Source organism: Paracoccus sp. SSJ (assembly GCF_030234105.1).
Classification (GTDB): Bacteria; Pseudomonadota; Alphaproteobacteria; order Rhodobacterales; family Rhodobacteraceae; genus Paracoccus; species Paracoccus denitrificans.
The window spans coordinates 403,588-428,943 of sequence record NZ_JASSPE010000001.1 but is presented as its reverse complement, the minus strand read 5'-3'; the positions used below and the strand labels follow the sequence as shown (position 1 = coordinate 428,943).

General features: G+C 68.6%; 25 protein-coding genes. 16 read left to right on the top strand and 9 right to left on the bottom strand.

Annotated elements, in window-relative coordinates; translation table 11 throughout:
• Nucleotides 1-7: 7 nt before the first annotated feature.
• The 7 genes from QPR87_RS02035 to QPR87_RS02005 form a co-directional block, all read right to left on the bottom strand.
• Entirely contained in the window at nucleotides 8-1,165 is a 1,158-nt protein-coding gene (locus QPR87_RS02035) for an alpha-hydroxy acid oxidase (RefSeq protein ID WP_285048036.1), read from the bottom strand.
• 4 nt (nucleotides 1,166-1,169) lie between these two features.
• The gene (locus tag QPR87_RS02030; RefSeq protein WP_285048035.1) at nucleotides 1,170-2,213 is read right to left on the bottom strand and encodes an L-idonate 5-dehydrogenase; all 1,044 of its coding nucleotides are present in this window, start codon (nucleotides 2,211-2,213) and stop codon (nucleotides 1,170-1,172) included.
• Between the two features lies 1 nt (nucleotide 2,214).
• Nucleotides 2,215-3,495, bottom strand: a complete 1,281-nt coding sequence (locus QPR87_RS02025; RefSeq protein ID WP_011751282.1) for a TRAP transporter large permease — start codon at nucleotides 3,493-3,495, stop codon at nucleotides 2,215-2,217.
• 4 nt (nucleotides 3,496-3,499) lie between these two features.
• Nucleotides 3,500-4,006, bottom strand: a complete 507-nt coding sequence (locus tag QPR87_RS02020) for a TRAP transporter small permease (protein WP_231000697.1) — start codon at nucleotides 4,004-4,006, stop codon at nucleotides 3,500-3,502.
• Nucleotides 4,007-4,073: 67 nt separating this feature from the next.
• The gene (locus QPR87_RS02015) at nucleotides 4,074-5,054 is read right to left on the bottom strand and encodes a TRAP transporter substrate-binding protein (RefSeq protein WP_011751284.1); all 981 of its coding nucleotides are present in this window, start codon (nucleotides 5,052-5,054) and stop codon (nucleotides 4,074-4,076) included.
• Nucleotides 5,055-5,078: 24 nt separating this feature from the next.
• Nucleotides 5,079-5,759 (bottom strand): GntR family transcriptional regulator, encoded by a 681-nt coding sequence (locus QPR87_RS02010; protein WP_011751285.1) that lies wholly within the window; start codon nucleotides 5,757-5,759, stop codon nucleotides 5,079-5,081.
• 168 nt (nucleotides 5,760-5,927) lie between these two features.
• Complete coding sequence (locus tag QPR87_RS02005) at nucleotides 5,928-6,806, bottom strand: LysR family transcriptional regulator (protein ID WP_285048032.1); 879 nt, start codon at nucleotides 6,804-6,806, stop codon at nucleotides 5,928-5,930.
• A 251-nt stretch (nucleotides 6,807-7,057) separates the two neighbouring features.
• Here QPR87_RS02005 and metB point away from each other — a divergent pair, with 251 nt between their 5' ends.
• A complete protein-coding gene (gene metB, locus QPR87_RS02000) occupies nucleotides 7,058-8,215 on the top strand; it encodes a cystathionine gamma-synthase (protein WP_285048030.1) in 1,158 nt (385 codons plus the stop codon).
• A 3-nt stretch (nucleotides 8,216-8,218) separates the two neighbouring features.
• On the opposite strand, the gene QPR87_RS01995 is transcribed toward metB, so the two are convergent.
• On the bottom strand, nucleotides 8,219-9,172 hold the full coding sequence (locus tag QPR87_RS01995) for a GlxA family transcriptional regulator (protein WP_285048029.1): 954 nt from the start codon (nucleotides 9,170-9,172) through the stop codon (nucleotides 8,219-8,221).
• 86 nt (nucleotides 9,173-9,258) lie between these two features.
• Between QPR87_RS01995 and QPR87_RS01990 the strand changes: the two genes are divergently transcribed.
• The 15 genes from QPR87_RS01990 (at nucleotide 9,259) to QPR87_RS01920 (ending at nucleotide 24,203) form a co-directional block, all read left to right on the top strand.
• Entirely contained in the window at nucleotides 9,259-10,146 is an 888-nt protein-coding gene (locus QPR87_RS01990) for a beta-keto acid cleavage family enzyme (protein ID WP_285048027.1), read from the top strand.
• A gap of 59 nt (nucleotides 10,147-10,205) precedes the next feature.
• The gene (locus tag QPR87_RS01985) at nucleotides 10,206-11,765 is read left to right on the top strand and encodes an ABC transporter substrate-binding protein (protein ID WP_285048026.1); all 1,560 of its coding nucleotides are present in this window, start codon (nucleotides 10,206-10,208) and stop codon (nucleotides 11,763-11,765) included.
• Nucleotides 11,762-13,216 carry a carnitine 3-dehydrogenase gene (locus tag QPR87_RS01980; RefSeq protein ID WP_285048025.1) on the top strand — a complete coding sequence of 485 codons (1,455 nt, stop codon included), beginning with the start codon at nucleotides 11,762-11,764 and terminating at the stop codon, nucleotides 13,214-13,216. The genes QPR87_RS01985 and QPR87_RS01980 overlap by 4 nt, the downstream gene beginning before the upstream one ends.
• Nucleotides 13,213-14,190: an ABC transporter permease gene (locus QPR87_RS01975; protein WP_011751292.1), complete on the top strand. Its 978-nt coding sequence runs from the start codon at nucleotides 13,213-13,215 to the stop codon at nucleotides 14,188-14,190. Before QPR87_RS01980 ends, QPR87_RS01975 begins: the two co-directional genes overlap by 4 nt.
• 4 nt (nucleotides 14,191-14,194) lie before the next feature.
• Nucleotides 14,195-15,013, top strand: a complete 819-nt coding sequence (locus QPR87_RS01970; protein ID WP_011751293.1) for an ABC transporter permease — start codon at nucleotides 14,195-14,197, stop codon at nucleotides 15,011-15,013.
• A gap of 3 nt (nucleotides 15,014-15,016) precedes the next feature.
• Nucleotides 15,017-16,633 carry an ABC transporter ATP-binding protein gene (locus QPR87_RS01965; protein WP_285048022.1) on the top strand — a complete coding sequence of 539 codons (1,617 nt, stop codon included), beginning with the start codon at nucleotides 15,017-15,019 and terminating at the stop codon, nucleotides 16,631-16,633.
• A complete protein-coding gene (locus QPR87_RS01960; protein WP_285048020.1) occupies nucleotides 16,630-17,508 on the top strand; it encodes an alpha/beta hydrolase fold domain-containing protein in 879 nt (292 codons plus the stop codon). The genes QPR87_RS01965 and QPR87_RS01960 overlap by 4 nt, the downstream gene beginning before the upstream one ends.
• Nucleotides 17,509-17,583: 75 nt before the next feature.
• Nucleotides 17,584-18,597: a LacI family DNA-binding transcriptional regulator gene (locus QPR87_RS01955; RefSeq protein WP_231000690.1), complete on the top strand. Its 1,014-nt coding sequence runs from the start codon at nucleotides 17,584-17,586 to the stop codon at nucleotides 18,595-18,597.
• Nucleotides 18,598-18,664: 67 nt separating this feature from the next.
• A complete protein-coding gene (locus QPR87_RS01950; RefSeq protein WP_011751297.1) occupies nucleotides 18,665-19,333 on the top strand; it encodes an amino acid ABC transporter permease in 669 nt (222 codons plus the stop codon).
• Nucleotide 19,334: 1 nt separating this feature from the next.
• A complete protein-coding gene (locus tag QPR87_RS01945; RefSeq protein WP_285048018.1) occupies nucleotides 19,335-19,991 on the top strand; it encodes an amino acid ABC transporter permease in 657 nt (218 codons plus the stop codon).
• Nucleotides 19,992-20,027: 36 nt separating this feature from the next.
• Nucleotides 20,028-20,825 carry a transporter substrate-binding domain-containing protein gene (locus QPR87_RS01940; protein WP_285048016.1) on the top strand — a complete coding sequence of 266 codons (798 nt, stop codon included), beginning with the start codon at nucleotides 20,028-20,030 and terminating at the stop codon, nucleotides 20,823-20,825.
• A gap of 52 nt (nucleotides 20,826-20,877) precedes the next feature.
• Nucleotides 20,878-21,612: an amino acid ABC transporter ATP-binding protein gene (locus QPR87_RS01935; protein ID WP_011751300.1), complete on the top strand. Its 735-nt coding sequence runs from the start codon at nucleotides 20,878-20,880 to the stop codon at nucleotides 21,610-21,612.
• On the top strand, nucleotides 21,609-22,553 hold the full coding sequence (locus QPR87_RS01930) for an NAD(P)-dependent oxidoreductase (protein ID WP_285048014.1): 945 nt from the start codon (nucleotides 21,609-21,611) through the stop codon (nucleotides 22,551-22,553). The genes QPR87_RS01935 and QPR87_RS01930 overlap by 4 nt, the downstream gene beginning before the upstream one ends.
• Complete coding sequence (locus tag QPR87_RS01925; RefSeq protein WP_285048013.1) at nucleotides 22,531-23,466, top strand: sugar kinase; 936 nt, start codon at nucleotides 22,531-22,533, stop codon at nucleotides 23,464-23,466. Before QPR87_RS01930 ends, QPR87_RS01925 begins: the two co-directional genes overlap by 23 nt.
• The gene (locus QPR87_RS01920; RefSeq protein WP_285048012.1) at nucleotides 23,463-24,203 is read left to right on the top strand and encodes a fumarylacetoacetate hydrolase family protein; all 741 of its coding nucleotides are present in this window, start codon (nucleotides 23,463-23,465) and stop codon (nucleotides 24,201-24,203) included. The genes QPR87_RS01925 and QPR87_RS01920 overlap by 4 nt, the downstream gene beginning before the upstream one ends.
• A gap of 1 nt (nucleotide 24,204) precedes the next feature.
• Here QPR87_RS01920 and QPR87_RS01915 read toward each other — a convergent pair whose 3' ends face one another.
• On the bottom strand, nucleotides 24,205-25,320 hold the full coding sequence (locus QPR87_RS01915; protein ID WP_285048010.1) for a 3-hydroxyacyl-CoA dehydrogenase: 1,116 nt from the start codon (nucleotides 25,318-25,320) through the stop codon (nucleotides 24,205-24,207).
• Between the last annotated feature and the right edge of the window lie 36 nt (nucleotides 25,321-25,356).

The window sequence follows — 25,356 nt, the reverse complement described above, 5'->3', positions numbered from 1 at the left end:
TTGTTCTTCAGGCGGCATTGCCGCGGTCGTCCGGCCACAGGCAGCCGGGACCGAAATCCTTGATGTCGTTGACGCCGCACAGCGCCATGGTGATGTCCATTTCGCGGCGCAGGATGGCCAGCGCCGCCTCGACGCCTCTTTGTCCCATGGCGCCCAGCCCATAGGTGAAGGCGCGGCCGACAAAGACGCCGTTCGCGCCGCTGGCGATGGCCTTCAGCGCCTCCTGTCCCGACTGGATGCCGCTGTCGAGATAAAGCGGAAAGTCCGGCCCGACCGCCCGGCGGATCGCCGGCAGCGCGCGGATGGTCGAGGGCGCGCCGTCCAGCTGCCGCCCGCCATGGTTCGAGACCAGGATCGCGTCGCAGCCGGTATCCAGCGCGCGCTGCGCGTCCTCGGGGTCGTTGATGCCCTTCAGGATCACCGGCCCGCCCCATTTGCGGATGATCTGCTCGACCCGGCCCCAGTCCAGCCGCTGGTCGAACTGGCGCGCGGTCCAGTCCATCAGGTCGCCCAGGCTTTCGACGCCGCGGGCATGGCCGACGATATTGCCGAAGCTGCGCCGGCGCGTGCCCAGCATCCCCAGCGCCCAGCGGGGATGCAGCGCGATGTCGATCAGGTTGGGCAGCGTCAGGCGCGGCGGCGCGGTCATGCGGTTCTTCAGATCCTTGTGGCGCTGGCCCTGGATGGTCAGGTCCAGCGTCAGCACCAGCGCCGTCACCCCGGCGCGGCGGGCGCGATCCAGGATATCCTCCAGGAACTCCTCGTCCCGCAGGGTGTAGAGCTGGAACCAGAACGGTGCCCCCGTCGCCTGCGCGATATCCTCGAGCGAGCACATCGACATGGTCGACAGCGTGAAGGGAACGCCGGCGGCCTGCGCGGCGCGGGCGGCATGGATCTCGCCGTCCGGGTGCTGCATTCCCAAAAGGCCCACCGGAGCCAAGGCCAGGGGCATCGAGACCGGCTGGCCGAGCATGGTGGTGGCAAGGGTGCGGGCCTCGATGTTCCGGGCGACGCGCTGGCGGAACAGGATGCGCTCGAAATCGGCGCGGTTGGCGCGATAGGTGCCGCCGGTCCAGGCGCCGACATCGACGTAGTCATAGAACATACGCGGGACACGCCGCCGGTACAGGCGGCGCAGATCCTCGATCTCGGTGATCACCGGCATGGATTCAGGCCCCGAAGTCCAGCTGCACCTTGACCGCCTGCGCCCGGTCGCCAGCAAGGTCGAAGGCGCGCTGCGCCTCGGCCGCGGGCAGGACTTGCGTGACCATGGGCGACAGGTCGATCTCGCCCGCGCCGATCATGTGCACGGCCTGCGCGAACTCGCTGTCGAAGCGGTGGGTGCCGACAAGGCGCAGCTCCTTGGCGACGATCAGGTTCAGCGGCAGGGGCAGGGTGCCGCCGACGCCGATCTGCACCACGGTGCCCTGCGGCCGCGTCACGCCGATGGCCTGCGCGATGGCATGGGGATTGGCCGAGCATTCCAGGACCACGTCGATGCGGCCCTTGCCCTCGGCCAGATCGGCCAGGGCGTCGGGTTGCTGGGCCACGTTCACCGCCCGGTCGGCGCCTATGCGGCGGGCGATCTCCAGCGTGAAATCCTGCACATCCGTCACCACGACCTCGGCCGCGCCGCGCAGGCGGGCCAGCGCGGTGCAGATCGCGCCGATGGGACCGGCGCCGGTGATCAGCACCCGCTGGCCGGCAAGGTCGGGCGCCATGCTCAGCGCGTGCAGGCAGACCGCCAGCGGCTCGGCCCCGGCGGCGGCCTGGGCGCTTGCCCCCTCGGGCAGCGGCAGGCATTGCTCGACGGGGTGATACAGCCGATTGCGGAAGAAGCCGTTCTCATGCGGGAAGCGCATGGCCGAGCCGTTGAAGCGCATGGCCAGGCAATGCCGTTCCTGCCCCGCGCGGCAATATTCGCATTCGCCGCAGGGGCGCGAGGGCGACAGGGCGACCAGTTGGCCCGGAACCAGGCCGGACCTCTCCGGCGCAGCCTCGACCACGCCGGCAGCTTCGTGGCCCAGCACGATGGGCTCGCGTACCCGGACCGGGCCGAAGCCGCCGTCGTGGTAGTAATGCAGATCCGAGCCGCAGATGCCGCCCCGCAACACGCGGACCAGGGCGGCGCCCTCGGTGGGTTGCGGATCGGGCAGGGGCTCGATCCGCAGGTCGTGGGCCGCGTGCAGGCGGCAGGCGATGTCCTGTGTCATGTCAGTTCCCCATCAGCGTCGTCGGCAGCCAGGTGGCAAAGGGCGGGTAGTAGGATACCAGCAGCAGCACGACGATGTTCGAGATCAGGAAGGGGATGACCGCGCTGATCACCTTGGCCAGCGGTTCGCGCGCGATGTTGCAGGCGACGAACAGGCAGACCCCGACCGGCGGCGTGGTCAGGCCGATCATCAGGTTCAGGACCGCGAAGGTGGCGAAATGCAGCGGCTCGATGCCGACGCTGGTCGCCAGCCCCAGCAGCGGCACGAACAGGATGATCAGCGCGGCGATGGTTTCCATGAACATGCCGACGCACAACAGCAGCACGTTGATCAGCAGGATCACCAGGATCGGGTTGTCGGTGATCGCCAGCACGGTGCTGACCAGCATCTGCGGGATGCGCTCGGATGCCAGGATCGAGCCGAAGACGTTGGCGAAACCGACCAGCGCCAGGATGCCGGCCGAGGAGATCGCGCTGTTGACGACGATGCGCGGCACCGCGCGGATCGGCAGCTCGCGATAGACGAAGGCGCCGACGACAAAGGCGTAAAGGCAGGCGACGATGGCGGTCTCGGTCGGGGTGGCGATGCCGGTCAGCAGGCCGCCGATGATCAGCCCGGTCATGGCCAGCGCCCAGAAGGCGGCGAGGAAGGCCGCGATCAGCTCGCCGAAGCCCTGCCATTGCTGGCGCGGATAGTTGCGGCGCACGGCCAGGATATAGCAGGTGATCGCCATGCCGATGCCCATCAGCACGCCCGGCACCGCACCGGCCAGGAACAGCTGGCCGACCGAGATCCCCGACAGCGCGCCCACGATGATCATCGGCACGCTGGGCGGCAGCATCGGCCCCACGGTGGCCGAGGCGGCGGTGATCGCGGCGGCGAAATCGCCGGGATAGCCGGATTTCTTCATGCCGGGGATCATCACGCCGCCGGTCGCCGCGACATCGGCGACCGCCGTGCCCGAGACGCCGCCGAACATCATCGAATCCGCGACGTTCGCCATGGCCAGCCCGCCGCGCATCCAGCCCACCATGGCGTTGGCCAGGCGGATGATACGCTCGGTGATGCCGCCGAAGTTCATCAGGTTGCCGGCCAGGATGAAGCCGGGGATGCACAGCAGGACAAAGACGTCCATGCCCGCATACATGCGCTGCGGGATGATGACGACCGGCAGCCCCGCCGACAGGATATAGGCCAGCGACGAAAGCCCAAGGCAGACCGCGACCGGCACGCCAAGCGCCAGGGTCACGAAAAAGGTGGTCAGAAGCAGGAAAAGATCCAAGGGGTCATTCCTCCTCGGCAAGATGGGGGCGCCCGTCGTCGGTGCCGGCGATCATGCCGATCACCCGCAGCAGGGCGAACAGGGAAAGCAGGACGGACAGCACCAGCACCGAGGCGTGGATGATGTCCATCGGCCAGCGCAGGCTGGGCGAACGCTGGAAGGCGCCGATCTGGGTGAATTTCCAGGCCGGCCAGATCATCACCGCGCCAAGCGCCGCCGTGCAGATCGCCGCGATCAGCCGCATCCACCAGGCGCGGGCTTCCGAGACGGTTTCCTGCACCAGGTCGACGTTCACCAACTCGCCCGTCATCAGCGACAGGCCGATGCCGAAGGCGGTCATGTAGAGCAGCAGATAGCGCGACAGTTCCTCGGTCCAGACCGGCGAGGGCAGGCCGAAGGTCCGGGTGGCGATCTGAAGCGTGACCACCGCGATCAGCGCGAAGAAGGCGACGCCCACCGCCAACCGGCTGGCTGCCGCGATGCCGCGTTGCAAGAGTGCCAGGTTTCTCATCCGTTTCAAACCCTTGGGGGCGATCGCCGTGCGCGGAAAGGGCGCAGCGGCGATCGCCCGGTTCCGATCAATGGTTGAACAATTCCTCGACGACGGGCCGGATGCTGTCATCGACGCTTTTGATCACCGCATCGCGCGAGCCGTCGGCAAAGGCTTTCTGGTCGACCTCGACGAAGGTCATGCCCTTGGCCTCCAGATCGGCGCGGATGGCGTCCTCGTCTTGCAGGAACTGCTCGCGCTCGAACTCCTGCGCGATGCGGGCGGCTTCCAGCACATGGGCCTGATCCTCCGGGGGCAGACGCTGCCAGACCTGCTCGGCGATGGTCAGGTAGATCCAGGAGCGCACATGCTCGGTCTGGTTCACATGGCTTTGCACCTCGTTCAGCGAGGCGGCTTGGATCAGCGCCAGCGGGTTTTCCTGCCCGCCGATGGTGCCGTTCTGCAGCGAGGTGAAGACCTCCGAGAAAGCCATCGGCGTCGGCTGGGCACCAAGCGCGGTCCAGGTGTCGACGAACAGCGGCACATTGGGCACGCGCAGCCGCATCCGGTTCAGTTCCGCCGGCGTGGTGATGGGGTGGTTCGCGGTCAGGTTGCGCGGGCCGCGGGCGAAATAGGCGATGGGGCGAACCTGCGCGCGCTCGACGATCTGCGCCTCGATTTCCTTGCCGATCTCGCCGCCGGCAACCTCGTCCATGTGCTCAAGCGACTGATAGGCATAGGGAATGGCCAGCAAAGCCGCCATCGGCGCCCAGTTCTGCAGGCTTTCGCCGGTGATGGTCATTTCGACCGTGCCCAGCTGCATGCCGTTGATCAGGTCCATCTCGCGGCCCAGCGAGTCGTTGGGAAAGACCTCGACGGCGATGCGGCCTTCGGTCAGGCGGTCAAGCTCTTCGGCGAATTTCAGCGACGCCTTGTGCCAGGAGTTCTGCTCGTTCGCGAGATGGCCCAGCTTCAGCGTCAGTTCGGCGGCCGAGGCGCCCATGGCGGAAGCGGCGGTCAGGCATGCCACGGCCAGCGCCGCAAAGCGGCGACGGTTCAGGGTGATCATCGTTCTCCTCCGGGATGATGCGGGTCAGGGTATGAAAAGTTCGGGACGGCTGCGCGAGATCTCGGGCAGGTCGTTGAGCAATTCGCGCAGGTGGCGGCGCATGGCCTGTTCGGCCAGGGCCGGGTCGTGGTTGCGCAGGCCCTCGACGATCTCGGCGTGCTGGCCGATCAGCTTCTGGATGTCGAAGGTGCGCGCGGTGATATAGCGCAGGCGGTTCATCTGCGACTTCAGCCCCTCCAGCACCTCCCAGACCGCCTCCTGCCCGGCGGCCACGGCCAGCAGGCGGTGGAAGCGGTCGTCCAGCCGCACGAAGGTTTCGGCATCGTTGCGTGCCACGGCGACGCTTTGTTCCTCGATCTCCTGGTCGAGGCGGGCAAGCAGCCTGTCGTCGGCCTGTTCGGCCAGCATGCGGATCAGGTCGCTTTCGACCGCCTCGCGGATCAGCCGTGCCGACAGCACCGCCGAGACCGAGATGCGTCGGATATAGGTGCCGCGCTGGGGCCTGACCTCTGCCAGCCCGTCCGATGTCAGGCGGATGAACGCCTCGCGCACCGGCTGGCGGCTGACGCCGACCTGGTTGGCGATCTCGGTCTCGCTCAGGCGCGAGCCGGGCGGCAGTTCGCCGCGCAGGATCGCGTCCCGCAACCACTCATAGACCTGCGGCGCGGTCGAAAGCGTGAAGTCGATATTCGGTTGCATGGACATGATTCTTCTCCCTGCCTGTCCTGTATTGCATACTTGCATACTAGTAAATAAAAAAGATGCACCATGCGCGCAGCGAAGTCCTGATCGCTTCGAGACACCTCGATCATTGAATATGCCAAGGCCGCGGTTCGATCGACGGAAATCCCGGCTTCGCGGCCTGCCGCGCGCCTATCGCGGCGCGATTTCCGTGGCCTGCTGCAGGTTCAACGGCGCGGCTGCGACGCTTTTCAACCCGGTTCGCACCCGCTCCAGCACGTCGCCATCGCCATGATGGGCATAGACCATATGCGTGGAATGCGAGAATTCCGGCGCACCGGGCACCAGCGCCAGCCGCCCGTCGGCCAGGAAGGGCCGGACGATGCCCAGCCGGAAATAGCCGCAGCCGCCCACCGTCAGCAGATAGGTCAGCGCCAGCGGCCCCAGCGAGATCGAGACCGGCGGGCTGCCGAGTTCGGGAAAAGAAGCCTCGAAACTGGCGGCGAAATTCGGACCCCAATCGACAAGGACGAAATCCTCGGCCCGAAAGCGCCGGTCGGGGGCGTTGGTCACCAGCACCAGCTTTTCCTCGGCCAGCAATTCGCTGACCAGATGGGGCGTGGGGGGCGGGTTGTAGAGCACCGCCACGTCCATCGAGCCCTCCCGCACCCGCGCCATCAGGTTGGCGGGACTGTCCACCTCGGCTCGCAGCGCGATGTCGGGGCATTCGCGGCGCATCCAGACCAGCCAGTCGGCCAGCAGAGGATGCCACAGGCTCAGTTCCCCGCCCAGATGCACGCCCGCGCTGCGACCCGGCGGCAGGGCGACCTGCTGGCGCGCCCGCTCCCACACTTGCAGAATGGCGGTGGCGTGGCGCACCAGGCGCTCACCCGCTGGTGTCAGCCGCGCGCCGGCCTTGTTGCGGATGAACAGGCGCCGGCCCAGGCTTTCCTCAAGCGTGCGGATGCGTGCGCTGACCGCGGTCTGGGTGATGTTCAGCCGCTCGGCGGCAGCAACGAAGCTGCCGGAATGCACGATCTCAAGAAAGGTGCGGGCCTGATTGATGTCCATGAATGAATGCAAGATTATTGCTGGTAAGTGAAATATAATGAATTTGCCTGCCCTGTTCCAGAATGCCATCCTCATGCCGGAACAGGACCGATCCCCATCGCGCCCATCCGGGTGCGGCGGGGGTCGACGGGAAGCGCAGGACAACCCGATGAGCGAATGGCAGTTTCGGGATTTCGGCTTATCGGGCCACCGGCGACGGTGGGCCATTGCAGCTTTGGCCGGGTGGGGCCGGCCCGGAAAAAGAGGCTGCGATGGCAGGGGATGAACCGCGTGACCGCACCATCGCGGCGGCCAACGGCGTGGGCGGCCGCGATCCCTTTGGCGCCATCGTGCCGCCGATCTATCTCAGCACCAGCTATGCCTTTGCCGGCTTCGACCGGACGCGCGGCTATGACTATACCCGCGCCGGCAATCCCAGCCGCGACCTGCTGGCCGAGACGCTGGCCGGGCTGGAGCATGGCGCGGGCGCCGTCGTCACCTCGTCGGGCATGGCGGCGCTGGACCTGCTGCTTGCGCAGGTGCTGCCGGGCGGGCTGATCGTCGCGCCGCATGACTGCTATGGCGGCACGCAACGGCTGCTGACCGCGCGGCGCGACCGCGGCGCCTTTCGGCTGGCGCTGGTCGATCCTGGCGATCCGGCCGCCATGACCGCTGCGCTGGCCGGGCGCCCGGCGCTTCTGCTGATCGAGACGCCCAGCAACCCGCTGATGCGGGTGACGGACATTGCCGCGCTGGCAGCGCAGGCGCACGAGGCCGGGGCAAGGGTGGCGGTGGACAACACCTTCCTGTCGCCCGCCTTGCAGCAACCCTTCCTGCTTGGCGCGGATTTCGTGATCCATTCCACGACCAAATACCTCAACGGCCATTCCGACGTGCTGGGTGGTGCCGTGATTGCCGCGCGAGCCGAGGATGCCGAGGCGCTGGCGGAATGGGCCAACATCACCGGCAGCGTCGGGTCGCCCTTCGATGCCTTCCTGACCCTGCGCGGCATCCGCACGCTTTTCGCCCGTATCGAGCAACAGCAGGCCAGCGCCATGGTGGTGGCCGAGTTCCTGCGCGACCGGCCCGAGGTGACGGCGGTGCATTATCCCGGCCTGCCCGGGCATCCCGGCCATGCCCTTGCCGCGCGCCAGCAGCACGGCTTCGGCGCCATGCTGAGTTTCGAATTGCAAGGCGGCCTGCCCGCCGTGCGCCGCCTCGTCGAGGCGGTGCGGGTCTTCACCCTGGCGGATTCGCTGGGCGGGGTGGAAAGCCTGATCGCCCATCCAGCGACCATGACCCATGTCAGCATGGGCGCCGAGGCGCGGCACCGCGCCGGGATCGGCGATGGGCTGCTGCGCCTTTCGGTCGGGCTCGAGGATCGGCGCGACCTGCTTGATGGACTCGGCGCCGGTCTGGCCGCCCTCTGACCGCTATCGCGCCGCGGTTTTCCGCACCGTCTCGCCAAAGGCACGGCGATAGGCGCGCGCCAGCGTCGCGGGCGAGGAAAAGCCGGTGCGCGAGGCGATCTCGCCCAGCGTCAGCTTGGTTTCCAGCGCCAACGCTCGCGCATGGGACAGCCGGATCTGCCGGTAATAGCCGCCGGCCGACAGCCCCAGGTGGGCATGGAACAGCCGGTCCATGCTGCGCAGCGACAGTGCCGCACGCTCGGCGATGCGGGGCAGGGGCAAGGGCTGCTCGGCCGTTTCGCGCATGGCGACGATGGCGCGTTGCAGCGACGATGGCAGGGCGCTGTCGGTCATGCGGCTGGGCAATTGCCATTCCACCGGATCGGTGCTGCGCCCCATCACCCGGCCGAACATGTTCGCCACGTCGAAGCGCAGCGCCTCGCCCGCCTGCGCGCCGATCAGGTCCAGCGACCAACTGAGCACGCTTTGCGCGCCGCCGCAGGTGACGATGTTGCCGTCGGTGACATAGGGGTCGGGCACCACGGTGATCTCGGGGAAAGCTTCGGCCAGCGCCTCGCGCTCCATCCAGTGGATCGCGGCGCGGCGCCCGGCCAGCAGGCCCATCTGCGCCAGCAGCCATGCCCCGGTATCAAGGCCGCCGACCACCGGCAGGCCGCGCGCTTTGCGCAGCACCGCCTGCACCGAAGCGCGCTGCAGATGGTCGCGCATGCCGTAGCCCGAGACGAGGATCAGCGCATCCGTCGCCCCCACCCGCTCCAGCGGCAGATCGACCGAGATCGCCAGCCGCGAGGAACTGGTCACCGCCCTGCCGTCAAGCGAGCCGATCTGCCAGGAAAACAGCCGCCGCCCCGACAGGTCGCGCGCCGCCCGCAGCGGCTCGATGGCGCTGGCCAGCACCATGTTCGAGAAACCGTCGAACAGCACGAAGGTCAGATGCAGTGGCGATTTTGGCGACATAGGAAAAGATTATGGCTGAAAATGCACATCATGCCAGCGGAATTGCTGTCAGGCTGCGATGAAATCACACATTGCCGGAGCCATGAATGAACCGTGACGTCTTCATCACCTGCGCGGTGACCGGATCGGGACAAAGCCACAAGAAATCCGACCTGGTGCCGGTCACGCCCAAGCAGATCGCCGAGGCCTGCATCGAGGCGGCGAATGCGGGCGCGGCCATCGCCCATGTGCATGTGCGCGACCCCGAAACCGGCGCGCCGTCGCGCGATCCGGCGCTGTATCGCGAAGTGGTCGAGCGGGTGCGCTCGTCCGGCACCGACGTGGTGCTGAACCTGACGGCGGGCATGGGCGGCGACATCGTGCTGGGCTCGGCCGAGGCGCCGTTGCCGCTGTCGCCGCAATCCGACCTGATCGGCGCCAGCGAGCGGCTGGTGCATGTCGAGGAATTGCTGCCCGAGATCTGCACCCTTGATTGCGGGACGATGAATTTCGCCGAGGCCGATTACGTCATGACCAACACGCCCGGCACCCTGCGCGCCATGGCCGCGCGCATCCAGGCGGCGGGGGTCAGGCCCGAGATCGAGGTCTTCGACACCGGCCATCTGTGGCTGGCCAAGACGCTTGTGGACGAGGGGCTGATCGACGATCCGGTGATGATCCAGCTGTGCATGGGCATCCCCTATGGCGCGCCGGCCGATCCGAACAGCCTGATGGCGATGGTGAACAATATTCCGCCGAGCTGGGTCTATTCCATGTTCTCGATCGGGCGGATGCAGCTTCCCTATGTGGCGCAGGCGGCGTTGGCGGGCGGCAATGTGCGCGTCGGGCTGGAGGACAACATCTGGCTGGACAAGGGCGTGCTGGCCCGCAACGGCGATCTGGTCGAACGGGCGGCGACGATCCTGAATGCCATGGGCTGCCGCATCCTCGGCCCGCAGGAGGTGCGCGACAAGCTGAAGCTGACCCGGCGCTGAGCCGCAGGCCGAACCGATCCATAAACAGAACCAATCCAAAAACAGACAGGGGGTCCATCATGAGTTTCAATCCGACGGGGCAGGGGCTGACCAGGCGGGGCTTGTTGGCCGGCGCGGCAGGCATGGCGGCGGCGGGGCTGATCCTGCCGCGCGGCGCGCGCGCGCAGGAGGCGCGGCGCGGCGGCAGGCTGCGCATCGGCCATCTGGGCGGCGCGACCTCGGACACGCTGGACCCGGCGACCTATGCCGCGGGGCCGGTGGTGACGGCGATGCTGGCGGTCTGCAACAACCTGGTCGAGATCGATGCCAAGGGCCAGGCCGTCCCCGAGCTGGCCGAGTTCGAGCCCGATGCCGAGGCCCGCGTCTGGACCTTCCGCCTGAAGGACGGCGTTACCTTCTCGGACGGGCGCAGGCTCACAGCCAGGGACGTGATCGCGTCCTTCGACCATCATCGCGGCGCGGATACCAAGTCCGGCGCCAAGGGCTCGCTTGAGCAGGTCAAGGAGATCCGCGCCGATGGCGACAATGTCATGGTCTTCGAACTGACCTCGGGCAATGCCGATTTCGCCTATCTGACCTCGGACTATCACTTCGTCATCATGCCGGCGAACGAGGACGGCACGCTGGACTGGCAGTCGGGTCTGGGCACCGGCGGCTATGTGCTGGAGAATTTCGAGCCGGGCGTGCGCATCACGCTCAAGCGCCGCGACGATTACTGGAAGCCCGACCGCGCCTGGTTCGACGAGGCGGTGCTGCTGACCATCAACGATGCCACTGCCCGGCAGAATGCGCTGATGACCGGCGAGGTCGATGTCATCAACTCGCCCGACCTGGCTACCCTGCACCTGTTGCAGCGCCGGCCGGGCCTGCAACTGGTCGAGGTGACGGGGACCGCGCATTACACCATGCCGATGTTCTGCGACCAGGCGCCCTTTACCGATCCGAACCTGCGGCTGGCGCTGAAATACGCCATCGACCGGCAGGAGGTGCTGGACAAGGTGCTGCGCGGCCATGGCCAGATCGCCAATGACAGTCCCATCGCGCCGGCGAACCGCTTCTTTGCCGCCGACCTGCCGCAGCGGGCCTATGACCCGGACAAGGCGAAGCATTACCTGAAACAGGCCGGCATGGACGGGCTGAAGGTCGAGATTTCCGCCTCGGACGCGGCTTCGGTCGGGGCGCTGGACATGGTGCAGCTGTTCCAGCAATCGGCCAAGGCCGCTGGAATCGACCTGACCGTCAAGCGCGAGCCGGACGACGGCTATTGGTCGAATGTCTGGCTGAAGAAGCCCTTTTGCGTCAGCTACTGGAACGGCCGCCCGACCGAGGACGACATGTTCAGCCTGGTCTATGCCCGGGGCGCCGAGTGGAACGAAAGCCACTGGGACAACGAGCGATTCAACGAACTGCTGCTGAAGGCGCGGGCCGAGCTGGACGAAGGTCTGCGCGCCGAGATGTATCGCGAGATGCAGGGGCTGGTTTCCGAGGATGGCGGCACGATCATCCCGATCTTCGTCAACTATATCGACGTGGCCAATGACAAGGTGGCCCATGGCGAGGTGGCGTCGAACCGCTTCCTCGACGGCTGGAAGATCGTGGAACGGTGGTGGCAGGCATGAAGATCGCGGCAATCGGCGGCGGGGTCATCGGCGGCGGCTGGATCGCCCGCTTCATCCTCTCGGGGCATGACGTGGCGGTCCACGATCCCCACCCCGAGGCGCAGCGCATCGTCGGCGAGGTGCTGGCGAACGCCACCCGCGCCTGGGAAAAGCTGTTCCAGGCGCCGCTGCCCCGGCCGGGGCGCATCCTCTGGGCCGGATCGGTGGCCGAGGCGGTCGCGGGTGCCGACTATATCCAGGAAAGCGTGCCCGAGCGGCTGGACCTGAAGCACTGCATCATCGCCGAGATCGAGGGCGCCGCGCCCGAGACGGCGCTGATCGGTTCCTCGACCTCGGGCTTCAAGCCGTCCGAATTGCGGCAGGGGGCGCGGCATCCCGGCCGCATCCTCGTCGCCCATCCGTTCAACCCGGTCTATCTCTTGCCGGTGGTCGAGGTCGTGGGCGGCGGCGAAGCGGCCGGGCGCGCCTGCGAGATCCTGACCGAAATCGGCATGAAGCCGGTGCGGATCGCACGCGAGATCGACGCCCATATCGGCGACCGCCTGCTGGAAGCCGTCTGGCGCGAGGCGCTGTGGCTGGTGCATGACGGCATCGCCACCACCGAAGAGATCGACGACATCATCCGCTTCGGCTTCGGCCTGCGCTGGGCGCAGATGGGCCTGTTCGAGACCTATCGCATCGCCGGCGGCGAGGCCGGGATGCGGCATTTCCTGGGCCAGTTCGGCCCGGCGCTGAAATGGCCCTGGACCAAGCTGATGGACGTGCCCGACCTTGACGATGCGCTGATCGACCGCATCGCCGGCCAGTCCGACGCGCAGTCGGGCCGGCACTCGATCCGCGAACTGGAGCGGATCCGCGACGACAACCTGGTCGGCATCTTCCAGGCGCTCAAGGCGAACGATTGGGGCGTCGGCCAGATCGTGCGCGCGCAGGAGGACGGCTTCTATGCCCGCCAGCCCGCGCCGGCCAGCGGCTACCCGCTGCGCATCCATCAGGTCCGCGTCACCGGCGGCTGGGTCGATTACAACGGCCACATGACCGAATTCCGCTATCTCCAGGTTCTGGGGGATGCGACCGACGCCTTCCTGATCCATATCGGGCTGGATGCCGATTACCGGGCGCAGGGCCGCTCGGCCTATACGGTCGAGACCCATATCCGCCATCTGGCCGAGGTGAAGGCGGGCGAATTGCTGACGGTCGAGACCCGGCTGCTGGGCCATGACCCCAAACGCTTTCGCCTGCATCACGCCATCCTGCGCCAGGACGGGACCGAGGTCGCGACCGGCGAGCATATGCTTTTGCATGTCGATACCGGCGAGGGCCGCGCCATCCCGATGCCGCCGGCGCTGCTGGAGGCGCTGGACCGGGTGGCGGCGCAGGACCGCGCGCCGCATCCCGACCATGCCGGCGCCGGCATCCGCCCGATCCGCCAGAAGGAGGCCACCGCATGAGCGCCGCCGAGGCCCGGCGGCGGCCCATCCTGCGGATGATCGCGGGCCGGCTGGGCATCGGGGTATTCACGCTGTTCGTCATCTCGGTGCTGATCTTCCTGGCCGTCAGCCTGTTGCCCGGCGACATCGCCCAGCAGGTGCTGGGCCAGTCCGCCACGCCCGAGACCGTCGCGGCCTTCCGGCGCGAGCTTGGCCTCGACCAACCCCTGGCCTGGCGCTATCTCGACTGGGTCGGTGGCGTGCTTAGCGGCGATTTCGGCCGCTCGCTGGCCAACGGCCGGCCGGTGGCGGACCTGCTGGCCGCGCGGCTGGGCAACACCCTGTTCCTGGCCGCCTATGCCGCGGTGATCGCGGTGCCGCTGGCGGTGGGGCTGGGCCTGCTCGCCGCCCTGTGGCGCGGCAGCTGGTTCGACCGCATCGCCAATGTGGCGACGCTGTCGGCGATCTCGTTTCCCGAATTCTTCATCGCCTACATCCTGATGTTCTGGCTGTCGGTCAGGATGGGCTGGTTCCCCTCGATCGCCGATCCCGGCGCCTCGCCGCGGCTGGCCGAGATGCTGGGCCGTGCCTTCCTGCCCGCGATCACGCTGGTCCTGGTGGTGACCGCCCACATGATGCGGATGACGCGGGCGGCGGTCGTCAACGTGCTGGGCGCGCCCTATGTCACCATGGCGCGATTGAAGGGCGTGTCGCGCTGGCGCGTGGTCACCCGCCACGCCTTGCCGAATGCCCTGGCGCCCATCGTCAACGTGGTGGCGCTGAACGTGGCCTGGCTGATCACCGGCGTCGTCATCGTCGAGGTGGTCTTCGTCTATCCCGGCCTTGGCCAGTTGATGGTGGACAGCGTGACCAATCGCGACATTCCCGTGGTGCAGGCCTGCGCGCTGATCTTTGCCGCGGTCTATATCCTGCTGAACCTGCTGGCCGACGTTCTGGCGATCGCCACGAACCCGCGCCTGCTGCATCCGAGGTAAGGCCATGATACGGATGCTGAAAACCATGCCGCCGACCGCGATCCTGGGGGTGCTGGTCATCGCCGCCTATGCCGTGATCGCGCTGTTCGCGCCGCTGCTGGCCCCCCATGCCGAGGCGCAGATCGTCGGCGCCCAGTTCGAGCCGTGGAGCGCCGCCTATCCCCTTGGCACCGACACGCTGGGCCGGGACATGCTGTCCCGGCTGATCTGGGGCGCACGCAATACCGTGGGCGTGGCGCTGGTGACCACGGCGCTGGCCTTCGGCATCGGCAGCGTGGCCGGCCTTCTGGCAGCCGCCCTGGGCGGCTGGGTCGATCTGGCGCTGTCGCGGCTGGTCGACGTGCTGATGGCGGTGCCGGCGCTGATCCTGACGCTGCTGGCCTTGTCGGCGCTGGGGCCGGGGGTGGCGAACCTGATCGTCGTGGTGGCGATCCTCGATTCCACGCGGGTCTTTCGCCTGGCCCGCGCCACGGCGATGAACGTCATGGTGATGGACTATGTCGAGGCGGCGCAGCTTCGCGGCGAGGGGACATGGTGGATCATCAGCCGCGAGGTGCTGCCGAACATCTCGGCGCCGCTGATCGCCGAGTTCGGGCTGCGCTTCTGCTTTGTGTTCCTGACCATCTCGGCGCTCAGCTTCCTGGGCCTCGGCCTGCCGCCGCCGATGGCGGACTGGGGCGCGATGGTGCGCGACAATGCGGCGCTGATCACCTTTGGCGACGTCACGCCGCTTCTGCCCGCCGCCTGCATCGCGGTGCTGACGGTCTCGGTCAATTTCGTGGTGGACTGGATGCTGCACCGCGCCTCGGGTCTGAAGGACTGAACCATGCTGCTGAACATCGAAAAGCTGAAGGTCGAGGCGCGGGGCGAGGAAGGCTGGACCCCGATCCTGCACGGCGTGGACCTGCAGGTGGCCAAGGGCGAGGTCGTCGGGCTGATCGGCGAATCCGGGGCCGGGAAGTCCACGCTGGGCCTTGCGGCGCTGGGTTTCGCGCAGGGCGGGCTGCGCTTTGCCGGTGGGCGGGTGATCTTCGACGGCACCGACCTGCTGCAATTGCCCGAGCGCCAGCGCCGCGTCTTTCGCGGCCGTCGCGTCGCCTATGTCGCGCAATCGGCGGCGGCAAGCTTCAACCCGGCATGGCGGCTTCTGGACCAGTTCTGCGAGGGGCCGGCGATCCACCACACGGCGGGCCGCGCCGAATCCGAGGATTTCGCGCGCCGGCTTTACGCCGCCATGCACCTGCCCGATCCGCAGAATTTCGGCCTGCGCTTTCCGCACCAGGTCTCGGGCGGGCAATTGCAGCGGGCGATGGTCGCAATGGCCATGGCCTGCAAGCCCGACCTGATCGTATTCGACGAGCCGACGACGGCGCTGGACGTGACCACGCAGATCGGCGTGCTGGCGGCGATCCGGCAGGCGGTCGAAACCACCGGCACGGCGGCGATCTACATCACCCACGACCTGGCCGTGGTCGCGCAGATGGCCGACCGCATCAAGGTCATGCGCCACGGCCGCGAGGTCGAGGATGCGCCGACCCGCCGGATGATCGAGGCGCCGGCGCAGGACTACACCCGCTCGCTCTGGGCGGTGCGCGAGTTCCGCCGGCCGCCGCGCACCCTGCCGCAGGCCAGCGCGCCGACGATCGGCATCCGCGAGGTGACGGCGGGCTATTCCTCGCTGGACGTGCTCAGCGAGGTCAGCTTCGACATCCCGCGCGGCGCGACCGTGGCGGTGGTGGGCGAATCCGGTTCGGGCAAATCCACCACGGCGCGGGCGATCACCGGGCTTCTGCCGCCGCGCGCGGGCAGCATCGCGCTGAACGGCACGCCCCTGCCGCCGCGCCTGGCGCAGCGCACGCTGGAACAGAAGCGGGCGGTGCAGATGATCTATCAGATGGCCGACACGGCGCTGAACCCGCGCCAGACCATCCGCCAGATCCTGTCGCGGCCCCTGCAATTCTACCTGGGCCTGACCGGCCGCGCGCGCGAGACGCGGCTGCATGAGCTGATGGAACAGATCGAGCTGGAACCGGCGCGCTTTCTCGACCGCCTGCCGGCCGAGCTTTCGGGCGGACAGAAGCAGCGCATCGGCATTGCCCGCGCGCTGGCCGCCGACCCCGAATTCATCATTTGCGACGAGGTGACCAGCGCGCTGGACCAACTGGTGGCCGAAGGTATCCTGCGGCTGCTCAGCAAGGTGCAGGACGAAACCGGCGTCAGCTACATGTTCATCACCCATGACATCGCCACCGTCCGCGCCATCGCCGACGAGGTGGTGGTGATGAAGGGCGGACGGGTCATGGACAAGGGCCTGAGGTCCGAGGTGCTGGACCCGCCGCGCCATGCCTATACGCGTGAATTGCTGGCCTCGGTGCCGCAGATGGACCCGGACTGGCTGACGCGACGCATCGCCGAGGGTCGCATCGCCGAGGGCGCGGCATGATCACGGACCCGCAGGTGCTGGACTTCATCGCCCGGACCGAGGCCGCCTATCCGCCCGAGGCGAACGGCGCCAGCGCCGCCGACAACCGGCGCTTCTACGATGCGATGTGCGCCGTCTTTCGCGCCCCGCGCCCGCCCGGCCTGCCGGTTCAGGATCGCCGGATCGGCGGCGTGCCCTGCCGCATCTACGGTGCGGATACCCCGGTGGCGGTCGTCTATGTGCATGGCGGCGGTTTCGTGGTCGGCGGGCTCGACAGCCATGACGATGTCTGCGCCGAGATCGCCGACGCCACCGGCTTGCAGGTGGTCGCGGTCGATTACCGGCTGGCGCCCGAGCATCGCTGGCCGGCGCAGATCGCGGATGTGCAGGCGGTCTGGGATGCGCTGGACCGTCCCGCCGTGATCGCGGGCGACAGCGCGGGCGGGCTGCTGGCCGCCGCGCTTTGCCTGTCGCTGCGCGGCGCGCGGCAGCCGCTGGGGCAGGTGCTGGTCTATCCCGGCCTTGGCGGCGACGGCAGCGCGCCCTCGTATCGCGAGAATGCCGAGGCGCCCTTGCTGCGGACCGAGGATCTGGCCGGCTATCACGCCGCGCTGCATGGCGAAGGCCCCGTCGATCCGCTGGCGCATCCCTTGCAGGCTGACAGCCTTGCCGGGCTGGCGCCGGCATTCGTGGTCTCCGCCGATGTCGATCCGCTGCGCGACGACGGGCGCGACTATGTGCGGCGGCTGCGGGCCGAGGGCGTCGCGGCGCATTGGCGCAACGAACCGGAGCTGCCTCACGGCTATCTGCGCGCCCGTCGCCACAGCGACCGCGCACGGCGCAGTTTCCAGGCGATCCTGGCCGCGATCCAGCGGTTCTCCGGCCCGCTGCGTTGAAGGGCGATCCGCTGCGGGCTTGACATCCCGCCTCCCGGCACGAATCCCATGAGAGAGCCATGAAGGGGGATCGCCATGCAGCGCAAACGGGTCACGCTGGACGAGGTCGCACGGATCGCCGGCGTGTCGCGCGCCACCGTGTCGCTGGTGGTGCGCAAATCGCCCCTGGTCGCCGATCACACCCGCGAAAAGGTCGAGCAGGTGATGGCCGACCTGGACTATGTCCGCGACATCGGCGCCGCGCGGCTGCGCAACAACAGCAGCCGCACCGTGGGGGTGATCGTGCCCAATCTGGTGAACTCGTTCTTCACCGAGTTCCTGGCCGGCGTCGAGCGGGTGATGGGCGAGGACGACCGGGTCGTGCTGCTGGCCAACAGCCAGGACGACCCACGGCGGCAGGAGGAGATCCTGCAACGCTTTCGCGGCCATGGCGTCGATGGCGTGATCCTGTGCCCGGCGGCGGGAACAGACCCGGACCTGCCCGCGCGCATGCGCCGCTGGGGCCTGCCGGTCGTGCAATCGCTGCGCGAGATCGGCCGCGACGCCACCGATTATGCCGGCGCGGATTATATCGAGGGCGTGCGGCTGGCCGTGCAGCATCTGGTCGGCCTCGGTCGCCGCCGCATCGCCTTCCTGTCGGTCAGCGCCCGCACCTCGGCGCGCGAAGAGCGGCTGGCCGGCTTTGCCCGCGCCCTGGCCGAGACCGGCGCCACGGATGCCGGCATCGTCGAGGCCGACCTGACCTGGGAAGGCGCGGCGCATTCGGCGGCCGAGGTGCTGGCGCTGCAAAGCCGGCCCGAGGCGGTGCTGTGCTTCAACGACGTGCTTGCCGCCGGGTTGATGCTGGGCTTGCGCCGCGCGGGGCTGGAACCGGGGCGCGACATGGGGGTGGTCGGCCTGGACGACCTGCCGCTGGCCGAGCTGACCTATCCGCCGCTGACCAGCGTCGCCATGGACCCGGCGGGGATTGGCGTCGCCGCCGCGCGCCTGCTGGCCCGGCGGCTGGCCGATGCCGGGGCGCCGGTCGAGCGCTCGATCCTGGCGCCGCGCCTGGTGGTCCGGGAGAGCAGCGGCTCGGATGCGGGTTGACTTTTGCATTTGCTGGATTTAGATCGTTCTAAATTACGGGAATCGACACATCCGCAGGGGAGGGCAGATGTATCAGTTCAACTTCCAGCCAGTTTTCGGCAACCTCGACCTGCTGCTTTACGGCGCCTGGCTGACGGTGCGGCTGTCGCTGATGGCCATGGTGCTGGGGCTGATCGTCTCGGTCCTGGGCGCGGTCGCCAAGACCTCGGGCATCCGGCCGCTGCGCTGGCTGACCGACGTCTATGTCGAGGTGATCCGCAACACGCCGTTCCTGGTGCAGATCTTCTTCATCTTCTTCGGCCTGCCCGCCGCCGGCATCAGCATGTCGCCGAACACCGCCGCGCTGGTCGCGCTGGTGGTCAATGTCGGCGCCTATGGCACCGAAATCATCCGCACCGGCATCGAATCGATCCCCCGCGGCCAGATCGAGGCGGGACGGGCGCTTGGCCTCAGCCCCGTGCAGATCTTTCGCCATGTCGTGATGATCCCGGCGCTGCGCAACATCTATCCCTCGCTGACCAGCCAGTTCATCTATCTGATGCTGACCTCCAGCGTGGTCTCGATCATCTCGGCCAACGACCTCGCCTCGGCGGGGGCGGACCTGAACGCCCGCACCTTTGCCAGCTTCGAGATCTATCTGGTGCTGACCATCCTGTATTTCCTGCTGGCGCTTGGCTTCTCGACCATGTTCGGCGCCATCCGCCGCGTCTTCTTCACCTATCCCGCGAGCCGCTGAGATGATCCGCGAATTTTCCTCTGCCGACCTGATGTTCATCGTCTCGGCCGTCCGCTGGACGCTGATCCTGTCCGCCATCGCCTTTCTGGGCGGCGCCCTGGGTGGGCTGGCGGTCGCCCTGGCGCGGACCGCGCAGGGCCGGCTGCGTCGCCGCATCGCCGCCGGTTTCATCCAGGTCTTTCAGGGCACGCCGCTGCTGATGCAGCTGTTCCTGGTCTATTTCGGCCTGGCCGTCGTCGGCCTGCCCATCGACCCGCTGCTGGCCGCGGCCGTGGCGCTGACGCTGCATGCCAGCGCCTATCTGGGCGAGATCTGGCGCGGCGCGATCGAGGCGGTGCCGCCGGGCCAGACCGAGGCGGCCACGGCGCTGTCGCTGTCCTACAAGGACCGGATGCGCCATGTCGTCCTGCCGCAGGCGATGCGGCTGGCGACCGCGCCGACCGTGGGCTTCCTGGTGCAGCTGATCAAGGGCACCTCGCTGGCCTCGATCATCGGCTTCACCGAACTGACCCGTGCCGGTCAGATCATCAACAACGCGGCCTTCAAGCCGTTCCTGGTCTTCGGCACGGTGGCCGCGCTCTATTTCGTCCTGTGCTGGCCCCTGTCGCTTCTGGCCCGGCGCATGGAGGCGCGCATGCGGCTGGCGGTCACCCGCTAGAGCACCGCAGGCAATGAGTTCACGGAGGAGGAAACCATGAAACTGAATCGTCGCATCTTTACCGCCCTGGCCGCCGGCGCGCTGGCCATGGGGCTTGTCCCGCCCGCAAGCGCCGCCGATCTGGACGCGATCAAGAATGCCGGCACCCTCAGGGTGGGCATGCTGGTCGATTTCCCGCCCTTCGGCATCCAGGACGCTTCGGGCAAGGCCGACGGCTATGATGCCGACGTGGCCAATGCGCTTGGCGAGTTCCTGGGCGTGCAGGCGCAGATCGTCCCGGTCACCGGGCCGAACCGCATCCCCTATCTGCTTTCGGGCCAGGTCGATGTGCTGGTCGCCTCGCTGGGCATCACCGAGGAGCGGGCGGAGAAGGTCGATTTCTCCAAGCCCTATGCCGGGATCAGCATCGCCGTCTATGGCGACGGCGGTCTGGAGGTGACGGATGCCGAGGGGCTGGCGGGCCAGTCCCTTGCCGTCGCCCGCGCCTCGACCCAGGACACCGGCGTCACCGCCGTCGCGCCGCAGGGCACCGACATCCGCCGCTTCGACGACGACGCCAGCGCGGTGCAGGCGCTGATGTCGGGGCAGGTCAGGCTGATCGGGCTGTCGAACGTGGTGTTCTCGCAGGTCTCGACCGTGGCGGGCGATCGTTTCGACAAGAAGTTCGACCTGTCGAGCCAGGTGCAGGGCATCGCCGTCGCGCCGGGGTCGGATGCGCTGCTGGAACAGGTCAACGCCTTCGTCGACCAGGCGAAATCCGACGGCACGCTGGACCAGATCCATCAGAAATGGCTGGGCGAGCCACTGCCCGATTTCGTCAAGAACGCCCAGTGACGCGCGCCGCGCGGCCGTGTCCCGGCCGCGTGTCATCCCAGGGGAAACCGACATGACCGAACATGCCATCATCATGCGTGCCGTGAACAAGTATTACGGCGCCTATCATGCGCTGGTCGATATCGACCTGACCGTGACGCGGGGCGAGCGCATCGTCATCTGCGGGCCCTCGGGCTCGGGCAAGTCGACGCTGATCCGCACCATCAACCAGCTGGAGCCCATCGAATCCGGCACCATCATCGTCGATGGGGTGGAACTGACCGCCGGCGGCGACAATGTCGCCAAGGTGCGGCAGGATGTCGGCATGGTCTTCCAGTCCTTCAACCTGTTCCCGCACATGACCGTGCTGGAGAACTGCATCCTCGCGCCGATGAAGACCCGCAAGACCCCGCGCGCCGAGGCCGAGGCGACGGCCCGCAAATACCTGGAGCGGGTGCGCATTCCCGAACAGGCCGACAAATATCCGGCCCAGCTTTCCGGCGGCCAGCAGCAGCGCGTCGCCATTGCTCGCGCGCTGTGCATGAAGCCGCGCATCATGCTGTTCGACGAGCCGACCTCGGCGCTGGATCCGGAAATGGTCAAGGAGGTGCTGGACACCATGATCGACCTCGCGCGCGAGGGGATGACCATGCTTTGCGTCACGCATGAGATGGATTTCGCCCGTGCCGTCGCCGACCGGGTGATCTTCATGGACAAGGGCGTGATCGTCGAGGAGAACGCGCCGGACGAGTTCTTCGGCAATCCCAGGAACGAGCGGCTGCAGAACTTCCTGGGCCAGATCGCATGACCCGCCCGCGTATCCTGGCCCTGGCCGAGCTGAAGCCGCAGGACATGGCCGACCGGCTTGCCGCCGACTATCGGGTGATCCGCGACATCGGCGATGCGGCGGATGTCGAGGCGGTGCTGACCGCCGGCAATATCGGGCTGTCGGGTGCGCAGATGACGCGGCTGCCGGCGCTGCGGCTGATCGCGGTGAACGGCGTCGGCGTCGATGCCGTCGATCTGGCCGAGGCGCGGCGTCGCGGCATCGCCGTCACCACCACCCCCGACGTGCTGTCCCTGGCGGTGGCCGAGATGGCGCTTGGCCTGGCCCTGGCGGCGGGGCGCCGCATCGCCGAGGGCGACCGTTTCGTGCGCGCGGGACAGTGGTCCTCGGGCGGCAAGCTGGGCCTTGGCCTCTCGCTGCTGGAGCGGCGGGCCGGCATCCTGGGCTATGGCCGTATCGGGCGCCGGCTGGCCGACCTGCTGCGCGGCATGGGGATGGAAGTGCTCTACACCGCCCGGCATGAAAAGCCGGGCACCCCGGACGGTTTCCGCCCCGACGCGCTGGCCCTGGCGCGGGATTGCGCGCTGCTTTTCGTCACCGCGGCGGGGGGCGAGGATACGCGCGGCCTGGTCGATGCCGATGTGCTGGCGGCGCTCGGCTCCGCTGGCATTCTGGTCAATGTCGCGCGCGGCCCGGTGGTCGATGCCGGGGCGCTGGCCGCGGCGCTCGATGCGGGCGCCATCGCCGGGGCCGGGCTCGACGTGTTCGACGACGAGCCGAACGTGCCGCAGGCGCTGCTGGATGCCCCGAATTGCGTGCTGACCCCGCATATCGGCTCGGCCACGGCCGAGGCGCGGCGCGCGATGGCGCAGCTGGTGCTGGACAATATCGCCGCCTATTTCGCCGGCCGGCCGCTGCCCACCCCTTACGAGGCCTGGCATGCGCTACCTTTGCATCGGTGAGCCGCTGGTCGAGTTCACCGCGCGCCGCGATGCGCCCTCGACCTTCGACCGGCGCGCGGGTGGCGACACGCTGAACAGTGCCATCTATCTGGCGCGGCTCTTGCCGGCCGGCTCGGTCGGCTATCTGTCGCAACTCGGCGACGACGCGATGAGCCGCTGGCTGCGCGGCGTCATGGCCGAGGAGGGCGTGGCCGATCTTTGCGCCACCGAACCGGGCGGCCGCCCCGGGCTCAGCTTCATCTCGACCGATATGCGGGGCGAGCGCAGCTTTCTTTACTGGCGCGAACAAGCGCCGGCGCGGCGCATGTTCCAGAACGGCGACGAGGCGCTGCATGCCGTGGCCGAGGCCGGGACGGTGCTGTTGTCCGGCGTCACGCTGGCGATCCTGCTGCCAGAAAGCCGCGAACGGCTGTTCGCGGCGCTGGAACGGCGGTTGGCGGCGGGGGGCCGGATCGTGCTGGACACGAATTACCGCCCCGCCCTTTGGCCCGATGCCGCTGTTGCGCGCCAGGTGATCGCCCGCGCGGCGGCGCTGGCGACGCTGATCCTGCCCTCGCTGGACGATCTGGCCGGCTGCTTTGGCGTCGCGGACCCGGCCGGGGCGATGGCGCTGCTGGCCGGGCTGGGCGGAGCCGAGATCGTGCTGACCACCGGAGGGGACGAGGTGCTGCACCGTGCGCCCGGCCGCACCCGGATCGAGACCCATCCGCTGCCGCCGAAGATCGCCGCGCTCGATACCACCGGCGCCGGCGACAGCTTCAATGCCGGCTGGCTGGTCGCGTCCGAGGCAGGGTTGTCGCCGGTCGAGGCCGTGGCCCTTGCTGCCCGCCTGGCCTCGGTCGTCGTGGCCCATCCCGGCGCGGTCATCCCGCGCAGCGCCATGCCCGACCTGGGCCTGAGGGTGGCGACGTGAGCGCCGCATTCGATCCCGAGGCCGCCGCCCGCGCCCTGCTGGCGGTCCATCGGGGCGCGCCGCGCCTGCCCGGCCTGACCCCGCTGCCGCCCGATCCCGACGCGGCCTATGCGGTGCAAGGGGCGGTGATCCGGGCGCTTGGCGGCGGTGCCTGGAAAATGGCGCTGCTGGCCGGCCGAGACCGCCATGCCGGCGCTCTGCCGGGGCAGGGGGTCGTCCGCTCGGGCGCCCTTTTGCGGCCCTTGCCGGCCGATGCCTGTATCGAGGTCGAGACCGCCCTGATCCTTGGCGCGGACCTGCCCGCCGGTGCGACAGCCGCCGCTGCGACGGATGCCATCGCCGAGGTGCGGCTGGCCTTCGAGTTGGTCGCCCCGCGCCTTGCCGACCGCAGGATGGCGAGCCCGCTGGAACTGATGGCCGACGGCTTCGGCTCGGCCGGGATCGTGCTGGGCGACGTGTTGCCCGGCTGGCGCGATGGCATGACCGGCAGGCTGGGGATCGAACTTCGGCTGAACGACCAACCCGTCGCCGCCCCCGAGGCCGCGGCGAGTCTGGCCGAGGCGGTGGATTTCCTGTCCTGGCTGGCCGGTCATGCGGCGGCGCAGGGCCTGCCGCTGCGCCGGGGCAATGTCGTCATCACCGGCGCCCGGATCGGCCCCTTGCCGCTGGATGGCGCCCGCAGCGCCCATGCCCGGGTCGGTCCTGCCGAGGTCTCGGCCCGTTTCGCGCAGCCGTGAATCAGCGCGTCAGCACCGGAGCGGGCTGGTAGCGTCCGTCCAAATGGGCCGGCGCGGCGGCGGCAAGGTGGTCCAGCCGGGCCAACACCCGCTCATGCCCCTGTGCGGCCAGCACCTCGAACGGGCCGCGCGGGAAGTTCAGGCCCAGTTTCAGCGCCGTGTCGATGCCTTGCTGCGTCGTGCCGCCTTCGGCCAGCAGCCAGCCGGCCTCGTTGACCAGCGCCGCCTCGATGCGCCGGACGATGGCCTCGGCATCCTTGGGGGCGGGGCCGGGCTCGTCCGGGTAAAGGAAGCCCCGGCCGGTCTTGCGCCCCAGATCGCCCGAGGCGACCTGCCGCCGCAGCGCGTCGAAGACGTGATAGCGCGGATGGCCCTCCATGGCGGCGGCAAGGCTTTCCGTGGCCGCCAGGTTGATGTCGGCGCCCACCAGGTCGATCAGGCCAAAGGGGCCCAGGGGGTAGCCCGCCGCCTGCATCGCCGCGTCGATCTCGGCCGTGCTGCGGCCTTCCTCCAGCATAGCCAGCGCCTCGCCGTAAAACGGCCGGGCGCAGCGGTTGACGATGAAGCCGGGCCGGTCGGGGCATGGGATCACGGTCTTGCCGGCGGCCTCGGTCAGTCGGCGGGCGCGGTCCAGCGCCGCTGCGCCGGTCCCGGGATGGGCCACCAGCTCGACCAGTTTCATCACCGGCGCCGGGTTGAAGAAATGCAGGCCCAGCAGGCGCTCGGGGCGGGCCAGCCCCTCGGCCATGGCAGCCACCGACAGCGAGGACGTATTGCTCGCCAGCACCGCATCGGGCGCCACCACCGCCTCCAATGCGGCGAAAAGGCTCTGCTTGACCGGCATCCGCTCGACCACCGCCTCGATGGCCAGATCGGTGGCGCCCATGGCCTTGGGGCCGTCGACGACGGTGATGCGGGCCAGGATCGCGTCCAGATCGGCTTGCGCCAGCTTGCCGGCCCGGACCCGAGGCGCAAGGCCGGCGCGCAGCCGGTCCAGCGCAGTCTCGCGCGCCTCTGGCACGGCATCGGTCGCCAGAAGGGCAAAACCCGCGGCGGCATAGGTCTGGGCGATGCCCAAGCCCATGGTGCCCAGGCCGATGACGGCAATGGTTGTCATGTCGCAAACTCCGCACTGCATCCCATGCGCATCATG